The sequence below is a fragment of the Rhizobium sp. SVR5-2C genome (genome assembly GCF_056755115.1).
The window spans coordinates 1-16,536 of the sequence record NZ_JBNDHT010000080.1 but is presented as its reverse complement, the minus strand read 5'-3'; the positions used below and the strand labels follow the sequence as shown (position 1 = coordinate 16,536).

Sequence of the window (16,536 nt, the reverse complement as noted above, 5' to 3'; positions counted from 1 at the left end):
TCGCTGTTCGGTTCTTTTCGAAAGCCTGCCGCACCTCCTCCCGCGGCAGGCTTTCTCGTTTCCGGAGGTCGCTTTCTATGGTCCGAGATCGAGTTGCGCCGCGCTCTTTCGCCGCTAGCGCGCGCTGTCATTCTTGCCGATGATCTTACCGCGCAGCCAGGCGGAGGAAAGATCGATAGCATAAACGACGGCAACGATCAGGAAGATGATCGTCCAGGCTTCCGGCCAGCGATAGGCAGCGATGCGATCCGCCAGCAGAAAGCCAATGCCGCCGGCGCCGACAATGCCGAGGACGGTGCCGGAGCGGGTGTTGGACTCGAAGTTATAGAGCATGATCGACAGGATCACCGGCATGGCCTGTGGCATGATGGCAAGCCGGATGGTCTGCAGCGGCCCGCCGCCCGAGGCCAGGACGCCATCGACGGGTTTGCGGGAGGTATTTTCGATCGCTTCCGAAAAGAGCTTGGCAAAGGTACCGATTTCGGAAACGGCAATGGCGAAGACGCCCGGAAGCGGGCCGAGGCCGAAGGCGCGGATGAAGATGAGCGCGAGTACGATCTGTTCGACAGCGCGTAGCGCATCGAACCCCCGTCGGGTGGATAGCCGCACCCAGCCGAGCGGCATGATGTTCTTGGCGCCAAGGAAGGCGAGCGGAAAGGCGACGATCGCGCCAAGCAGTGTTCCGAGGAAAGCCATCGAAATCGTCTGTCCCAGGCCGACGAGTACATCGCTCCATTCCTGCCAGGTTGTCCAGATATACGGCGGGAACATGAAGGAGAAGATCATGCCGAGCCGTGATAGGCCGTTCAGGATGCGCGCCGGTGAAAAGTCGAAGAGATAGAGGCCGGCAATGAGCGGCAGGATAAGCGCTACGGCGCAGGCATAGCGCATCAGCCGCACGCGCGGCTCCACCGAGAAGGCGCCTGGAACGCGCTGCCGCAGCTCGGAAAAGGAAGAGGTATCTATCATGTCTCAGATACTCCGGCTTTCGATGCCGATGATGCGGTGGCGCAGCTTCTCGCTCAGGAAATCGATGATCACCACCGTGACGAGGATGATGACGAACAGCGCCGAGAGATCGGTATATTCCTGAAGGGACATGGCGGTGCGGATCTCCTGACCGAGACCGCCGGCTCCGACATAGCCGATGATCGAGGAGGAGCGCACGTTGATCTCGAAGCGCAGCAGCGTGTAGCTGATGATGTTCGGGATGACCTGCGGCACGACGCCATAACGCATCTGCTGAAACCAGGTGCCGCCCGAAGCCTTGACGCCTTCCAGCGGCCGCATGTCGATATTCTCATTCACCTCGGAATAGAGCTTGCCGAGCGAACCCGTCGCATGGGTGGCGATCGCCAGCACACCGGCAAGTGGTCCGACGCCGAAGCAGAAGACATATATAAGCGCCCAGACGATATCGGGGACCGTGCGGATGACCTCCAGATAGCGGCGGGAGGCGATCAGCAGAAAGCTGTTAGGGCTGAGGTTGCGGGCGGCCGGGAAGCTGAGGACGAAGGCGCCGACGACGCCGAAGAACGTCGCGACATAAGCGATCAGGATCGTTTCGCCGAGCAGTTCGAGCCAGACCGGCCAGCGCCAAAACCACTCGGCAAGGTCGGATCCGAGCGTTTCAATACGCAAGTGCGGCAGCGTCTTGTAGAGATATTCGCCGAGGCGGGGCAGGGAGGCCCATAATTTCCAGGTGGTGATGCGCTCACCTGAGGGCAGATTGACCTCGGTCATGTCGAAGAAGCCGCCCGTCCAGGCCGTCAGCAGAACAGCGGCAGCAACGAGCGTGAGCGAAACAAGTTGCACGGTTTTGGCGCGGCTGCGGACAAGGCGGTATTCGGCTTCGAATCGGCGGATGGTGATGGAGGGTGTCGCGGTCGTCATATCGGATCCTGGTCGTGGGAGCGCCGGATGGAACGGCGCTCCCGTGCATGACGTGGATGAGGGATGTCAGCCGTTGCGGCGCTGCTTCTTCAGCCAGTCGCGCATGTCGACGATCCACTGGTACCGCTGGTGGTCGACGTCGACATAACCCTTGGAGGTGGAGTTGTCGCCACCGCTCATTTCCTTGAAAGCGTCAGGCGCCTTTTCCGGCGTTGCCTTTACCGCCGCCTTGACCTCAGCAATCATGTCGGCGGGCAGGTTGGTGCGGGTGGTGAACGGGCCATTGGTGATTTCCGGCGACTGCCAGATACGGCAGATCTCGCCCTTCGGGATCATGCCCTTGGATTCCATGCGCTGCGGGATGCCGCTAACCTCGTTGTTGACATAGGTCGCAGCGGCGTCGAACTGCTTGTTGGCGACGGCCATGACTCCGGTTTCGTGGGCGCCGGAGAAGGGAATGGCCGAGAAGAAGGTTTTCGGATCGTAGCCTTGTTTGACGAGGTTGTAGAAGGGCACGGCATAGCCGGACGTCGAATCCGGATCGGCAAACGCCAGCACCTTTCCCTTCAGGTCGTCGACCGACTTGTAGCCGGAATCGCAACGAACGGTGATGACCGAATAGTAGCCGGTCGAGCCGTCCTGTTCCTGGTTTGCGAGCAGCGGTTCGACGCCGCCATTCGTCTCGGTATAGGCGGCGGCATAGGCCGAGGAGCCTAGGAAGGCGAATTCGATCTGGTCGGAGGCGAGCGCTTGGATGACGCCGTCATAATTGCCGGCGGTGAAGATCTCGACCTTCACGCCGAGTTCCTTTTCCAGATATTGCTGGAAGCCGACGCGGCGTGCGATGCGGTCCTTTTCGTTTTCGCCTGAGAGAACGCCGAGACGGATCGTCTTGTACTGGTCTTTCCAACCGTCGGCATGGGCCTGGCTGGAAAGGGCAAGTGCAGCCGTTACGGCCGCAAGCATGAGGACGTTTTTCATTCCAACTCTCCTGTTGCAAAAGGAAAGCCAGCGGCCTAACGGAGCCGCGGGCGAAACTCATACCGCCTGGTAGACCTTCTCTTTTACGGTTCGACCTGCGTTGAATGAGGTGGATGTCACGGCCTCGTCGATTTCTGCGTCGAAATCGTCCGTACCGTAGATTTCGCGGACCCGTTCCTGAGTCAGATCCGCCGGTGCGCCGTCAAAGCGCACCCGCCCGGCCCGCATGGCTATGATGCGTTCGCAATAGTTGCGAGCAGTATCGAGCGTATGAAGATTGACGAGAACGGTAATGCCGTCCTCGCGGTTGACCTTGCGCAGCGCCTCCATGACGCGCGTCGCATTGGCCGGGTCGAGCGACGCGATCGGCTCGTCGGCAAGCATGATCTTCGGGCTCTGGACCAGCGCCTTGGCGATAGCGACGCGCTGTTGCTGTCCGCCTGATAACGTGCCCGCCCGCTGCAGCGCCTGTGGCACGAGGTCGAGCCGGTCGAGCGCACGGATCGCCATTTCCTTTTCCTCATCCGTGAAGCGGCGCAGCATGGAAGAGACGAACCCGTGTTGGGCGACGCGGCCGATCAGCACGTTGGTCAGGACGTCCATGCGCTCGATCAGATTGAACTGCTGGAACACCATGGCGCAGGAGGCACGCCAGAGGCGCAACTCTCGGCCGCGCAACTTGGTGATGTCCTTGCCGTCGAACATGACAGTGCCGGATGTCGGATCGATCAGGCGGTTGATCAGCCGGAGTAACGTCGATTTGCCCGCCCCGCTGCGACCGATGATGCCAACCATCTGCCCGGCATCGATCGACAGATTTACGTCGTCGACTGCGTGTGTTTGACCGAATTTCTTCTTGAGGGAGTGAAGTTCAAGCACCGGAAGACCTCTGCTTGTCAGAAACGTCAAAGACGCAACTGAATTATACTTAAATGCCAGCCTATGAAATGGAATATAGCATTCCCGTATGACAGTTTTATTAAGTAATTTCTCAATATTTGTCGGTAGTTACACTGTTTTCATCAAGTAATACATCCGAACTTTCCGGATGTATTTTGTCAGGAGGGAGTTTACACGGCCCTTCGGCATCAGGCCGCTTACGCAGCCTGTTGGAATCGCGAAACAATTCCGTCCGAATAGACCTGTTTGCCCCGGCAGAAGGTTGCCCGTACCCGCGGAAGGCGGCCGTGTTCGGCGATGACGAGATCGGCACGCAGTCCGATCTCGATCACCCCGCGGTCTGTAAGCCCGAGCGCCCTGGCGGGGTTGGCGCTGACCAGTGCAACAGAAGCCGGCAATCCGCCCGATCCGGCATCCGCAAGCGCGATGGCCGCCGGAAGCATGGCGGAGGGATGGTAGTCGCTCGCCAGGATGTCGAGAACGCCGCGTTCATAGGCTTCGCGGGCAGAAAGATTGCCCGAATAGGATAGTCCGCGAAGTGCGTTCGGCGCGCCCATCGCGGTCGCAAGTCCGAGCTTGCGGGCCTCCTGAGCGGCGGCCATCGTTACCGGAAACTCGCTGATGCGCGTCCCCAGCCCCTCGACGATTGCGACCTTCTCGATGCTGTCATCGTCGTGGGAGGCGATGATGACGCCATGGTCGCGCGCCGTCGCAGCGATGCCCTGCAGATTGTCGACCGCGTCATTGTTCTGGGCGCGGTTTTCCATGCGTTCGCGCACGCGCTGGGCAGCCTGCTCAAGGGTGATCTTGTTGTTGCGCGCGATCGTCTCGATATGCCGTTCGACATCGCGATACTGGCCCTGACCTGGGGTATGGTCCATCAGCGATATGAGATCGAGGGCGCCGGCTCGCAGCAGATCTTCGATCACGACGCGGGCGTGGGTGAAGGTGATTTCGAAGCGCGCATGAACTCTATGGTCGATCAGAAGATCGTTTTTTCGGAGCTCAACGAGGGTCTGGATGATCGAGCGTGAATGTTCTTCCGAGCGAATATGGCCGTAGCTGCTGTTGGCATGGAAGGACAGGGCCGCATAGGCGGTGGTGATGCCGTTGCCGGCGAGCTTCTTGTCGAGCTCGAAAATGCCGAGCTCCAGCGGAAAGCGCACATTCGGCCGCGGCTCGATCTCGCGCTCGATCATGTCGCCATGCATGTCGATAAAACCCGGAAGCAGAAGCCTGCCATCGCCGGCAATATCGGCCGAAGCCACTGGCTCCTCTCTGATGTCAGCGATCATGCCATCTTCGATCCTAATTGCGCCGCGCGGTATGGTCCTATCGCGCAGCACGATTTCGAAATCACTCAACCACATTCTCTGCTCCATCGTGGATCTGTTTGGTTTGAAGGCTGATTTCGCGGTCGATGAGATCCGCGACATCGTTGGGGTGATGAAAGACGCCGATCATCGCGACACCCGCGGCTTTCAGCTCGGCGAGACGTGCAACAAGTGCGCGGCGCGCATTCTTATCGAGCGAAGCGGTCGGCTCGTCGAGGAACAGGAGCCGCTGTGGCAGGATGAGCGCACGCGCCAGATTGACCTTCTGCTGCTCGCCGCCGGAAAAGGTGGAGGGGTAGGCGGCCCAGAGTCCAGGCTTGACGCCGAAGGCGGAGAGCCAGCGGCGGGCCTCTTCGATCGCTTCGCTATAAGGTCGGCCGGCAAGGCGCAGCGGTTCGGCGACCAATTCTTCGGCCGCTACGCGCGGTCGCGCCTGCAGGAACTGCGTTACGAAGCCGATCTCCCGGCGCCGCAGGAGAGCGATATCGACATCGGCTGCTACCGTCAGGTCGATGACGCCTTCGCGCGTGTGGTAATAGGCATGGCCTGATCGCGGCAGATAGGAACGGTAAAGTGTGCGCAGCAGGGTTGATTTGCCGGCGCCGTTTTCTCCCGTCAGCAGGATGAATTCGCCCTCGCGCAGCTCGAAATCGACCTTGTCGAAGGCGTGCAGCGTGCGTTTGAGATGATGCATCTCGAAATGCTTGGCCAGCCCCTGGACAGAGAGGATCGTTTGCGCGGGAGCGGCAGGATGTGTGTGCATGTTCACCGGGTCAGCCTCCTGTCAAAGCTTCGCATGCACGAGCTGTTGCGTGTATTCATGCTGCGGATCCTGGAAGATCTGGTCGGCGAGGCCCTCTTCGACGGCTTCGCCGTTGCGCATCACCATGACACGGTCCGCCATGGTGCGGATAACACCGAGATCATGCGAAACGATGACGATAGTGATCCGGCGCTCGCGCTGCAGCCGCTTCAGCGTATCGAGCACCAGCGCCTGGACGCTCACATCGAGCCCCGTCGTGGGCTCGTCGAGCAGAAGTAGGGCCGGTTCGAGCGCGATCGCCTTGGCAAGCTGCACGCGCTGCTGCATGCCGCCGGACAATTCTGCCGGGCGGGCATCCATGCGCGCTACCGGAAATTCCGAGGCATCGAGCGCGCCTTTCGCGCGGGCGCGAAGCACAGCAAAATTCCGCTCGCCGGCAATCAGCAGCCGCTCGGCGACATTGCCGCTACTCGTATGGTTCATTCGGAGACCAAGATGCGGGTTCTGGTAAACGATGCCGATATGGCGCGCCCGCAGCATCCGCCGCTCGAAACGGTCGAGCGTGAAGAGATTGAGGTCTTCACGGCCGGGAAGCGCCAGCCTGTATTCGCCGTCATCGGGCCTGTCTTCGAGGTTCATCATTCTAAGCAGCGTCGATTTGCCGGAGCCGGATTCGCCGACGATGCCCAGCACTTCGCCGGGATAGACGGTGACGTCGACGCCGCGCAGCGCCTGCACGTCACCGAAGTTCTTGCGGATGCCGTTCATCGTCAGGATGGGCGAGGACAGCATCAGCCGCGGCGGCTGGCGCCCGGAGGCGGAAAGATTTGCGGCGGTCATTGCTCGATCCTGCCTTGCTTGTAATAGGTTTCGCCAATGGCGACGGTCTCACCTTGCCCCTTGCGGATGTGCTTGACGCCGTACTGGCTGTCGGAGACTTCAAAACTCGAGGAGCCGTCGTCCTGCGGCAGTTCGTTCATGAAGTAGCCTGTTACGCCGCTGCGATGACAAATCTTGTCGGCATGATCTTCGACCCGATAGGGCACGTCGTCGAAAACGAGCGGTTCGACGCGCGTATAGGGCGGCACGGCATGGATACGCTTTTCGCGGCCCGCAGAGAGGATGGTGAGGTTCGCCGCCTGGTTCATCTTCGGCACGTCCCAGCGCGGGATCGGCGAAGGGGTCATCACATGGCGTCCGTTGACCATGCTCGGATAGCTGGAACCCTGCATGATGCGGCCGGAGCGCACGAGCTGTTCGTAGAGTGTCAGCCAGAGCTGACCATAATCAGCATCACCATGCATGATGCGCGCTTCGGACATATCCGGCTGGACCGGACGCAGCGGCTCGGGATTGGGAACCTGCAGCACGAGGATCTGGTCTTCGCGCAGTTTCTCCTCCGGAATGCGATGGCGCGACTGGATGATATCGGCCTCCAGCGTATCCAGGGTCTCTCTGGCCGAGCTGACGCGGCGCAGGAACTTGCGGATGCTGCTGGCATTGACGGAATCGTCGGCGCCCTGGTCGATGACCTTGACGACGGAGGTGGGTTTCAAGAGCGTCAGCGTCACCTGCAGGCCGCCGGTTCCCCAGCCTCGGGCGATCGGCACTTCGCGGCTGGCATAGGGCACCTGATAGCCGGGAATGGCAATGGCTTTCAGGATGCGGCGGCGCATCTCCCGCTTGGCGGATTCATCCAGGAAGCTATAGCTGAAGGCCGCCCAAGGTTTGGTCAATTGATCGAGTTTCACGGCATTGCCTTTTCGAGTTCGGCCTGCTTTGCCGCGCCATCTTGGGGCGCGCTGGGTTCATTGGCAGCCTTGTCGGCCTTGACGCGCCGCAGCGCATCGAGGCTCGACTGGAAGGTCACATAGTGCGGCAGCTTGAAGTGGATGCAGAAGCCCGAGCTTTCGACCGGCTCCGTATGGTAGAGGATGAACTCCTCGTTCGAGGCCGGATGCGGATTGGGCTGGTTGGAGGCGAGATCGAGCGAGGCGGCGGCGATGACCTTCACCTCGTTCCAGCCAAAGGTGGCAGAAAAGCCGAGCTCCAGGCCCTTGCTCTTGGAGATGACCTCGCTCTGGCTGACGCGGGCGCGTCCGGCGCTGAAGAGCGTACCGCGCGAATGGCGGATGCGCACTTCGGCTTCCCCGAGCCGCAGCTCGTTGACGGTCGGGTGGACGCTGCCATAACCACGCATGGTGGAGTAGCCGAGCGCCAGCGTGCCGCCGGTATCTGCACGCGCAAGGCTCTGCAACTTGTGGGCGCGGCTTGCCGGGAACAACAGCGGCTCGCGGGTGACGTCGGGAATCTCGTCGACCGGCACATCCTCGGCCGGCGTCTCGGCGATCAGGCCCTGCGCCTTCTGCCAGTCCGTTAGCGACGGCTGTGTGGCGGGTGCCGGCTGTTCTGCCGCTTCCACCGGCTCGGGGACGAAAGCCGTGCCGTTCAGCACGTCGACATTCAGCAGACGATGCGAATAGTCGAGCGTCGGCCCGAGGATCTGGCCGCCCGGAATATCCTTGAAAGCAGCCGAAATACGTCTGACGGTAAAGAGATCCTGCTGGCGAACCGGCTCGGCAATCGTCAGGCGCGGCTGGGTCGTGCGGTAGGCGCGCAGCAGCAGCACTGCCTCGTAGAGATCGCCGCCGGACTGAGCGAGCGCCAGCGCCGCTAGCTCGGGCGCGTAGAGCGAAGCCTCGCCCATGACACGGTCGACGAGGTAGGGCAGGCTCTCGCCGATCGCCTCGACGCGGGCCTTGTCGATCTGTCCAAGCTCTTCGCGGTAGAGACGCTCGGACTGTTCAATAGCGTGTTCGCCGCCGCGCGTTGCAACATAGGCCATCAGAGCACCTCTATCTTCGTGGAGCGGGGAATACCGATCAGGCTTTCGCCATCGGCGAGGTAGATGTCCCAGCCTAGGGGATAACGGATGGCCTCCGCGCGCAGCGTCCAGAAATCCGGATGCACACCGCCGATGGAGATATCGACGGAACCGTTGACGCCGGGGCCGGTAAGGCGAAGCCTCGTTCCAGAGCCAATCTGTGCCTGTGCGAAAATCGTCGCCGAGGCATCAGGATAGAGCAAGTTGCCGGAAAGCATCGCCGAAAGCGCGGACACTTCCGCGTCGTCACCGATCGATGCGAAGACATATTCAGCCTGCGGCAGGGCAACGGCGTTGGCGCCGATCCTGGCGATGTCGGATTTCAGCCCCTCATCGGAGCAGAAGAAGCTGCATTCGCGGTCGAGCAGGCTCTCCGCCAGCGCGAGCAGGCCTGGAAAGGGCAGGGGCTGGACACGGCCGGGGCGGGCTAGCGCCCACATCAGCGCATCGAAAGTGACGTTGGAACGCATGTCCTCATCAGTCGGAAGGAGCAAGGTCTGACTCATCAGAAGGTCTCCATCCGTACGCGCGTCGCCTCGACCTTGCGCAGCCTTATGTCGTCGTCCTGCGCCTGACGGCGTTCCTCATCTGCCAGAAAGGTCACGATACCGGCCTTGCCGATATCGCCTGCGAAGCTCGCATCGATGACGGCCATCGCCATCGCATGTTCGAGATCACGCCCGATGACGGCGCCATAGCCTTCCACGCCCTGGCACGGCAGGCGGATATGGGCTTCGGCCATCAGTACCTCGCCGAGATGGAAGGCCGTGTTCTGTACAGTGTCGATATAGGGTAGCATCGCAAGGCCGGTGCGGTTCACGAGAACCTCCACCGGTCCCAGCTCATCGAGTAAATCCTCCGCAACAGCCTTGATTCCTTTGGCATCGGCCCTGGCAAGTATGTCGAGCATGCTTGCATGGCTGAAGCTGGCAGGGCGCGCGCCGGCTTCCATGGTTTCATTCATCGTCCTGTCCTTTCGCCGGGGGCGCGACGTGATCCTCCGGCTCGTTGTCAATGCTGAATTGCACGCGTTCTCCGGCCCAGACCGTCTCGGAATAGGCGATCGGCCGGCCTTCCATGTCGACGTCGGTCTTCTGGACGACGAGCACCGGCTGCTGGGACGATTGTGCGAGAAGCTCCGCTTCATCGCCGATCGCCCGGCGGGTGAGGATCATGGTGCTCTGCCGGACATAGTCAGGAATGCCGAAGGCAGCGTAGATGCTGGTGACCGACTCACCCGCGCGGCGGCGCAGATGCATATTCGGGAACCGCTCCACCGGATGGTAGGAATGGCTGAGGCTGATCGGTACGTCGTCGGCAAAGCCGCGCCGGGCGATCATGTAGACCTTGGCGCCTTCGAGAAGCTTCAGCGCCGCAGCGACGCCGGGTGGCGCTGCGATCTCGGATTCTGAGACCGGCTGGCCGGAGGGGACGCGCCCCTGTTCCAGCAGGTTTTTGCGAAAGCGCGTTCGCCGGGCGATATTGTAGGTGATGACGGACTGCTCTTCCACGAAGGTGCCGCGGCCTTGTTCAACCCGCACCTTGCCGGCAGAAGCCAATTCGGCGATCGCCCGCCGTACGCTGTGCCGGCCGACCTTGAACTGATCCATGATCTCGGTTTCCGTCGGCAGACGGCTTCCGGGCGCAAGAGCACCCGAGACGATATCCCTGTTGATTTGTTTTTCAACGATCTGCCACTGTCCGGACCGCGATCTCGCTTCGATCGAACGTTGTTCATAAATCATTCGGATGAATCCTAAATTCATTCGGATGACTTAACATAGCGGCTGCCGGTGACGCTTTTGTGTAAGCGGCGGAAGATTTGCGACATCGACGGCTATCCCGGCATGACAGGATGAGCCTCGAGTGAAGGGAATTGAATTGACGCTGTCCGAAATAAGTATCCCGGAAACGGACGTTCCGGGATGGCGTGGGAGTTGTGAACGATATCAGCGGTTCTCGCTCGCAGTGATGAAAGCCGGACGATCGCTGCCGGCCAGGGCCGGCAAGCGCATTAGGTCTCCTGAGCGTCGTGCTTGTAAGGAGACGAACGGCGTCGACCTCAATCACGAGCCTGCGGCGCAAGCGGCCTTTCTGCCAGTTTCGATGGCGGCACGGTCTCAGGTATCTTAGGGTAACGCCGCGTGGAGAACGCCGCGTTACCCTAGAAGTTAATGTGTCGCTGGCTCCAGATAATGACGTAGATTGTCATTGATCTGGTCGATTGCGGCCTCAGTGGAAGGAACGTTGCGGATTGCGTTCAAGAGAACGAAGTCATGAATCGTGCCATTGTAGCGAACTGCGGCGACCGTTACGCCGGCTTCCTTCAATTTCCTTGCATAAGCCTCGCCCTCATCACGCAGCGGATCATTCTCGGCCGTGATGACAAGCGCGGGAGGCAGGCCCTTGAGTTGATCGATGCTGGCGCGTAGTGGAGACACATAAGGATTATTGCGGGTTTTGGCATCGGGAGCATAAAGGCCCCAGCCATACTCCATGAACGCGCGAGCCAGGAAACGGTCGTCTCCATACTCATGATATGAGCCGGTATCGACACTTGCATCCGTGGCCGGAATGAGAAGTGCCTGAAAGCTGATCTTCGGGCCGCCGCGGTCCTTGGCCATGAGCGTCAGCGCTGCGGTCATGTTGCCACCCACCGAATTGCCAGCCACCGCGATTCGGCTGCCGTCCGCGCCGAATTCCTCAGCGTGCGCGGCGACCCATTTCAGTACGGCATAGGATTGATCTAGCTGTGTCGGAAAGCGCGCTTCAGGCAAGGAGGAATACTCGACGAATACGCCAACTTGGCCGGAGCCGACCACCAAATCCCGCAGAAGACGTTGATGGTTTTGGAAATTACCGACGATCCAGACGCCGCCGTGAATAAAGAGCAGCACGCCAGGCTTACCGGTGAAGTGCTCGGGTTTCATGATGTAAATCTTTACGGTTTGACCATCCTGGGTGATCGTTTCCTCGGTCGTGTTCACCCCCGACATGTCGACGGGTGTTGAATTCTGAAGGCCGGTCAAGATCTCCTGGGGCTTTGGCTGCGGCAGTTTCCAGAATGGACTCGAATCCTTATTGATCTTGGCGAGGAACGCCCGAACCTGAGGATCGATGCGGGTGTCGGTGGCGGCGTCCGGAGCCGCATGAACAGGTTGAACCATAAGGCTTACTCCGAGGCTGAGGGTTGCTAGTGAGGGCAAGAGTTTCACGGTCATTCTCCCCGAGAAGGTTGCATGCAGCCACACTGGTAACCCGCAAAGGGAAGCGAGCGCTTCTGTCAAATGACCAGTCCGATGATAGTTCGGCGGTCAGCTCGCCGAGTTGCTAATGTTAGGAAGGATGTTGCGCAGCCCGGAGCGCGACGTGACGCCGGTTTTCGAAAAGATCCGGTGAAGGTGGTAACCGACCGTCCTGTGAGACAGGTAGAGCCTGGTGCCGATCTCTTTATTCGAAAGACCCTCGGCAGCGAGTTGTGCGATGTGAAGCTCCTGTGGAGTCAGCATCTCCCACGAGTATTCGGTTCGACGGCGGCTGGCCTCGCCCGAAGCGCGCAGTTCCTCTCTGGCGCGCTCGCTCCAAGGCGAGGCGCTCAGCGCATCGAATATATCTCTGGCCTCACGCAACGGAGCCCTCGAATCCGCGGATCTGCGCTGGCGGCGCAGCCACCCGCCATAAGCCAGGAGAAGACGTCCTCTCAAAAACGGCCACTTCTTTGCGACCGGCCCAAGACCTTGCAAGAACCATTGCTCGGCATCTGCGGGCGGCGCGAGCAACGCTTTACCATAGTACAGCATCGTCTCGACCCACGGCACCGGCGAGGGAGCCGCGACGCGCTGCATCTCTTCGATTACTTCATGGGCCGCTTTGGCGTTTCCCGAGAAGCAGGCTGCCTCCACGAAATCGGCGAGCCCAAAAAATTGAAGGCCGGAATTGAAAGCCGGATCTGCGGGAGTAAAGAGACGCCGCAGATGCTCATAAGCCTCCCAATGCCTACCTGCGCCGATTGCCGATATGCCCCGAGCGATTTGCAGCATTGCCAGCAAGAAACTGGCGCCAACGGACAGAGCCAGGCTTTCTGCTTGGGCCGCATAGGCCTGTGATTGCTCCAGATCTCCCATCATTCCGGCAAGCTTTGCTTTGACAATGGTGGCCGCAGCGATCCACAGAGTCCCCCCAGTCTCTCCGGCAAACCGAACGGATTCTTCGGCCTCGCGCATTGCCCCCGGCCAATCGCCCACTTCCATTTCGGCCCACGCTTGAGCAAAAAGCACGCGCGCGAGGTCGCCGAGCCGCCCCTGATCACGCAATGCCGCAGCCGCGTCGGCAAGAAAACCTACTCCGAGATCGAAGGCGCCAATGACGTTGGCCGTGCTTCCGAGCATTCTTGCTACTGTCGGGTTACCGTCAATTGTTCCGGTGAGCTGCTGGAGTTTACTGAATACGTAGCCTCCCAGTTGAAGCGGCTCTGCGTACGCGGATATTGCAATTAAGCGTGGATCCGCCTCTGGCAAGACGAGGTTGTTTGCCGCGACCAGGATGCTTTCGCGAATGTCTCTATTTGCATTGCTCCACCAGCAGCGTTGAGCTGCGCGCCAGAGCAGGTCACTCGCAAGATCTTTGGCGCCGGCAGCATCCGCCCGTGCTGCTAGGCCAACAAGAGTGGGGATTTTCGTCGGATCATTGACCATAGGAGGCTGGCCGATCTCACGACACCAACCGATCCTCGCAATTGCGAGATGATCGGCTTCGCCCACCTCGGCCTGCCGTATCAGACGCTCTAGTAATTCCGGCTGAGCGAGGTCAGCGGCAAGTTCGGCAGCACGCAAGAGCCGGTCGCTTTTGGCCTTTGTCGTGCTGCTCAGCCGTGCCGCTTTTTCGAGAACCTCGATTGCCATGGCTACCGCCCCTCGTCGTACTGCTCGGGAGGCCATTAAATCGTATTCGCCTGCGAGTTCGTCATCTGGTCCAATGGTCGCCGCCGCACGATGCCATAGATGTCGATCCAGTTGGTCACGAACTGTCACCGCAAGGGCAGCATGGATCCTTTGCCGCGTCGCTAGATCGGCCGCCTGGTGCATCGCTGAACGTACGAGCGGGTGTCTAAACCGCACCTCCGTTTCGTCAACCTCGACCAGCTTTGCCGCTATCGCCGGTTCCAAGTCATTGATCTGCACGCGCTTGCCCAACACCGCTCTTGCGGCGGAGAGAATTTCGTGGAGCGATGTCTCGTCGTTTTCTGCTGCCACAAACAGCAGGGTTCTGGCCTTAGCCGGAAGGTCGCCCAAACGGGCTGAAAAGGCACGCTCCAAGCGCTGCGTCAGTGGAAGCCATCTCGTCTCTCGAGCGTCTGCCGCTCCCTCGTGGCGAGGTAGCTCCAAAAGGGCCAGGGGATTGCCGGAAGCCTCTTTGAGGAAGCGGCTGCGTAGTTCGCCAGGGAGGCCGGGCGCATGGACGTCAAGCAGACGCTCGGCATCGGCATCGTCCAGTCCCGAAAGCCGGAGCCGCAGGGTGGAGGCGTCGTCGAATGAACGGTTGAAGCCATCGCGCATGGCCACCAAAAGAACGATTGGATCCGAACTCAGTCTACGTGAGATAAAGGCCAGCACCTCATAAGTTGCCTCGTCTAACCATTGGGCATCGTCGGCAATGAGTAGGATGGGCCTGCGCGTCGCGCTTTCGGTAAGAAGAGATAGTGTCGCAAGCGCCACCAGAAACATATCAGGTGCGCCCATATCATCGTGTACACCGAAAGCAGCCAGTAGGGCGGATCGCTGGCGAGGTGCCAAATCTGTTATCTGCTTCATTAGCGGGCGCAGTGCTTGCTCAAGTGCCGCGAACGGCAAATGAACTTCGGCGAGGACGCCAGTCATGCTCAAAACCGCCATATCGCGTTTGAGGGCTCGCTGCTTCGCTACTTCAAGGATTGCGGATTTCCCAATTCCGGGTTCACCGCTAATAACGAGTGCTGATCCACTCTGATCGATCCCCTCTAACAGATGATCGATCAGGGCAATATCCTGCTCGCGGCCCTGTAAAAATTGAGACTCTGAGCGAGCAGAACGCCTGCGTGGTTTCCGCAGTGGCAAATAAGTGTCTTTCGCCCCCTTGGACATCCAATTAACCGGTGGTGACGCTACACCATTTCGAATGGTGACCGCGTTGAACGCATACCAGCAGTCTGCCACCCACACATTGACCCGTAAAGCCGGTTTTACCCGAAGCGTGAGTCGTCGAGATATGGAGTCCTAGATCCAATGCCACAACGCATCGAGCCCTGCCTCGCGCTGCTCAAGCCGAAAGTGCCCAGATGCCCGACTTGGATCTACGAGATCAAGCTCGGCGGATACCGCCTGGCCGTGCAGATCGAACCTAAGGGCGTTCGGATCCTGACCCGCGGCGGCCATAGGCGTGGATGTAACGCTCCTCCCAGCGCTTCGCTTCCTGCTCTGCGACATCAATGCGCAAAGCTCCTCCCCAGGCTGCACGAGCGGGAAGATATCCGTTGTTCGTTTTCGGCCGCTTCCTCGTCCGTAGCCGTCGCCAGCTTCCTCCCGGCTATTTGTTGACCGGCGGCGCGCGTTGCTCGTCGACGTTGGTTTCGGGAAGCTCGTGGTCCTGGGTATGCAAAACATTCGGGCGGAAGTGTCCGACGCGAACTGGGGTGCGGTCTTCGCAATGTCGCTCTGCGCATTCGCATTGATCGCCTCGGAATTCATGCCGGTGAGGCTTCTCACCCCGATCACCAACGAACTGACACTCACCGAAGGGCAGACGGGGCAGGCTATCTCGATATCCGTCTTCTTCGCGGTCGTTACCAGCCTGTTCATATCCTCAGCCTCGGAGGCATCGACCGCAAGTTCGTCCTCCTTGCCATGACCGGGCGGATGATCGTCTCCGGGTCTCGTCGTGACCGTAGCTCCAAACTACGCCGTTCTGATGATCGGGCGGGCGTGTTTGGCGTCGTGATCGGGGTTTTTGTCGATGTCGACGGCAACCGCCATGCGGTTCGTACCGGAAGCTTCGGTTCCGAACGGGGGCAACGCGCTGGCGGCGACGATCGCCGCTTCCTCGGGGCTTCCTCGGCAGTCTCGTCGGCCGGCGCGGCTTTGAAGGGTAATAGACGCCATTCTCTCGATCATTCGGGCGCACTTGAAATATATCGTAATACGATATATTTCAATCAGGACACAAAAAGTGGACGTTCCAAATGGCAATCGATCTCGAAACACTCAGGGCAGAACTTAATGAATTTGAGAGCCGGCTCGAGACTTTCGGACGTCGTCAAAGACGTCGTTCTATTCGCGCTTCCGGCCTGCCGGATAAACAATCCGAGCGTTATACGCGCCTTCGCCAGCGGCTTGATCTGCAGCATGTCGACGCTAAACTTCTATGGTTGGAATGGGAATACGACATTTGGCTGCTAGTGGACGGTTTTCGTCGTTGGCTAGGAAGAGTGGATCGGGACTTCCAACAGAAGAGCTAAAACCCGCTCCGATCCACGGCCCTCATCGTGGGCAAACACTGCGAACGATAGAAGGGTTTCCCGGCTTCTTTCAGTCGTTACTTCTGAATTTGCATGGTATCTCGTGATTGTTGATGAGATTCTCAACCGCTAGCCGTCCGTGCCGCCGAGGCGTGGCCATCCAGGTGCGGCCGGAGCCTGGCTAAAAAAACCTGGAACGGGTAGCGATCTGCCACGCTATCCCTGCAAGCGGCGCAAAAGCACGCCCAGCCGCTCTTCTGACGGGCAATCCTCAAGGTCCAGCCGAATTGGG

The 16,536-nt window shown here is 60.0% G+C and carries 15 protein-coding genes and 2 pseudogenes; 3 read left to right on the top strand and 14 right to left on the bottom strand.

Annotation, left to right across the window (positions count from 1 at the left end):
• Positions 1–114: 114 nt before the first annotated feature.
• From phnE (ACPYOI_RS21530) to ACPYOI_RS21465, 14 genes are all read right to left on the bottom strand, one after another.
• Entirely contained in the window at positions 115–969 is an 855-nt protein-coding gene (phnE, locus tag ACPYOI_RS21530; protein WP_481418683.1) for a phosphonate ABC transporter, permease protein PhnE, read from the bottom strand.
• A gap of 3 nt (positions 970–972) precedes the next feature.
• Positions 973–1,893 carry a phosphonate ABC transporter, permease protein PhnE gene (phnE, locus tag ACPYOI_RS21525; RefSeq protein ID WP_481418682.1) on the bottom strand — a complete coding sequence of 307 codons (921 nt, stop codon included), beginning with the start codon at positions 1,891–1,893 and terminating at the stop codon, positions 973–975.
• A gap of 66 nt (positions 1,894–1,959) precedes the next feature.
• Positions 1,960–2,874: a phosphonate ABC transporter substrate-binding protein gene (gene phnD, locus ACPYOI_RS21520; protein ID WP_168830182.1), complete on the bottom strand. Its 915-nt coding sequence runs from the start codon at positions 2,872–2,874 to the stop codon at positions 1,960–1,962.
• A 57-nt stretch (positions 2,875–2,931) separates the two neighbouring features.
• Positions 2,932–3,753: a phosphonate ABC transporter ATP-binding protein gene (phnC, locus tag ACPYOI_RS21515; RefSeq protein ID WP_168830183.1), complete on the bottom strand. Its 822-nt coding sequence runs from the start codon at positions 3,751–3,753 to the stop codon at positions 2,932–2,934.
• A gap of 218 nt (positions 3,754–3,971) precedes the next feature.
• Positions 3,972–5,144, bottom strand: coding sequence for an alpha-D-ribose 1-methylphosphonate 5-triphosphate diphosphatase (locus ACPYOI_RS21510; protein WP_481418681.1), 1,173 nt, complete (start codon positions 5,142–5,144; stop codon positions 3,972–3,974).
• On the bottom strand, positions 5,131–5,871 hold the full coding sequence (locus ACPYOI_RS21505) for a phosphonate C-P lyase system protein PhnL (RefSeq protein WP_481418698.1): 741 nt from the start codon (positions 5,869–5,871) through the stop codon (positions 5,131–5,133). Before ACPYOI_RS21505 ends, ACPYOI_RS21510 begins: the two co-directional genes overlap by 14 nt.
• A 21-nt stretch (positions 5,872–5,892) precedes the next feature.
• Entirely contained in the window at positions 5,893–6,711 is an 819-nt protein-coding gene (locus ACPYOI_RS21500; RefSeq protein ID WP_481418680.1) for an ATP-binding cassette domain-containing protein, read from the bottom strand.
• On the bottom strand, positions 6,708–7,622 hold the full coding sequence (locus tag ACPYOI_RS21495; RefSeq protein WP_481418679.1) for an alpha-D-ribose 1-methylphosphonate 5-phosphate C-P-lyase PhnJ: 915 nt from the start codon (positions 7,620–7,622) through the stop codon (positions 6,708–6,710). The genes ACPYOI_RS21500 and ACPYOI_RS21495 overlap by 4 nt, the downstream gene beginning before the upstream one ends.
• On the bottom strand, positions 7,619–8,716 hold the full coding sequence (locus tag ACPYOI_RS21490; RefSeq protein WP_481418678.1) for a carbon-phosphorus lyase complex subunit PhnI: 1,098 nt from the start codon (positions 8,714–8,716) through the stop codon (positions 7,619–7,621). Before ACPYOI_RS21490 ends, ACPYOI_RS21495 begins: the two co-directional genes overlap by 4 nt.
• Positions 8,716–9,261: a phosphonate C-P lyase system protein PhnH gene (gene phnH, locus ACPYOI_RS21485; protein ID WP_481423342.1), complete on the bottom strand. Its 546-nt coding sequence runs from the start codon at positions 9,259–9,261 to the stop codon at positions 8,716–8,718. Before phnH ends, ACPYOI_RS21490 begins: the two co-directional genes overlap by 1 nt.
• A complete protein-coding gene (locus ACPYOI_RS21480; RefSeq protein ID WP_481418676.1) occupies positions 9,261–9,719 on the bottom strand; it encodes a phosphonate C-P lyase system protein PhnG in 459 nt (152 codons plus the stop codon). Before ACPYOI_RS21480 ends, phnH begins: the two co-directional genes overlap by 1 nt.
• Positions 9,712–10,500 carry a phosphonate metabolism transcriptional regulator PhnF gene (phnF, locus tag ACPYOI_RS21475; protein WP_481418675.1) on the bottom strand — a complete coding sequence of 263 codons (789 nt, stop codon included), beginning with the start codon at positions 10,498–10,500 and terminating at the stop codon, positions 9,712–9,714. The genes ACPYOI_RS21480 and phnF overlap by 8 nt, the downstream gene beginning before the upstream one ends.
• Positions 10,501–10,926: 426 nt before the next feature.
• Positions 10,927–12,042: an alpha/beta hydrolase gene (locus ACPYOI_RS21470; RefSeq protein WP_481423341.1), complete on the bottom strand. Its 1,116-nt coding sequence runs from the start codon at positions 12,040–12,042 to the stop codon at positions 10,927–10,929.
• A 27-nt stretch (positions 12,043–12,069) separates the two neighbouring features.
• A complete protein-coding gene (locus ACPYOI_RS21465) occupies positions 12,070–14,874 on the bottom strand; it encodes a helix-turn-helix transcriptional regulator (protein WP_481423340.1) in 2,805 nt (934 codons plus the stop codon).
• Positions 14,875–15,009: 135 nt separating this feature from the next.
• Here ACPYOI_RS21465 and ACPYOI_RS21460 point away from each other — a divergent pair.
• The 3 genes and pseudogenes from ACPYOI_RS21460 to ACPYOI_RS21450 all read left to right on the top strand — a co-directional run.
• Positions 15,010–15,165: pseudogene (locus tag ACPYOI_RS21460) on the top strand (non-homologous end-joining DNA ligase); the annotation flags it as partial.
• 217 nt (positions 15,166–15,382) lie between these two features.
• Positions 15,383–15,866: pseudogene (locus ACPYOI_RS21455) on the top strand (MFS transporter); the annotation flags it as partial.
• A 102-nt stretch (positions 15,867–15,968) separates the two neighbouring features.
• Positions 15,969–16,244, top strand: a complete 276-nt coding sequence (locus ACPYOI_RS21450; protein ID WP_481418672.1) for a hypothetical protein — start codon at positions 15,969–15,971, stop codon at positions 16,242–16,244.
• The last annotated feature ends 292 nt before the right edge of the window (positions 16,245–16,536 follow it).

Coding starts and splice junctions, on each gene's coding strand:
- ACPYOI_RS21500 (WP_481418680.1), bottom strand. CDS start 6,711: ATGACCGCCGCAAATCTTTCCGCCTCCGGGCGCCAGCCGCCGCGGCTG.
- ACPYOI_RS21450 (WP_481418672.1), top strand. CDS start 15,969: ATGGCAATCGATCTCGAAACACTCAGGGCAGAACTTAATGAATTTGAG.
- ACPYOI_RS21505 (WP_481418698.1), bottom strand. CDS start 5,871: ATGCACACACATCCTGCCGCTCCCGCGCAAACGATCCTCTCTGTCCAG.
- phnD (WP_168830182.1), bottom strand. CDS start 2,874: ATGAAAAACGTCCTCATGCTTGCGGCCGTAACGGCTGCACTTGCCCTT.
- phnH (WP_481423342.1), bottom strand. CDS start 9,261: ATGAGTCAGACCTTGCTCCTTCCGACTGATGAGGACATGCGTTCCAAC.
- ACPYOI_RS21465 (WP_481423340.1), bottom strand. CDS start 14,874: ATGTCCAAGGGGGCGAAAGACACTTATTTGCCACTGCGGAAACCACGC.
- ACPYOI_RS21510 (WP_481418681.1), bottom strand. CDS start 5,144: ATGTGGTTGAGTGATTTCGAAATCGTGCTGCGCGATAGGACCATACCG.
- phnE (WP_481418683.1), bottom strand. CDS start 969: ATGATAGATACCTCTTCCTTTTCCGAGCTGCGGCAGCGCGTTCCAGGC.
- phnF (WP_481418675.1), bottom strand. CDS start 10,500: ATGATTTATGAACAACGTTCGATCGAAGCGAGATCGCGGTCCGGACAG.
- ACPYOI_RS21490 (WP_481418678.1), bottom strand. CDS start 8,716: ATGGCCTATGTTGCAACGCGCGGCGGCGAACACGCTATTGAACAGTCC.
- phnE (WP_481418682.1), bottom strand. CDS start 1,893: ATGACGACCGCGACACCCTCCATCACCATCCGCCGATTCGAAGCCGAA.
- ACPYOI_RS21480 (WP_481418676.1), bottom strand. CDS start 9,719: ATGAATGAAACCATGGAAGCCGGCGCGCGCCCTGCCAGCTTCAGCCAT.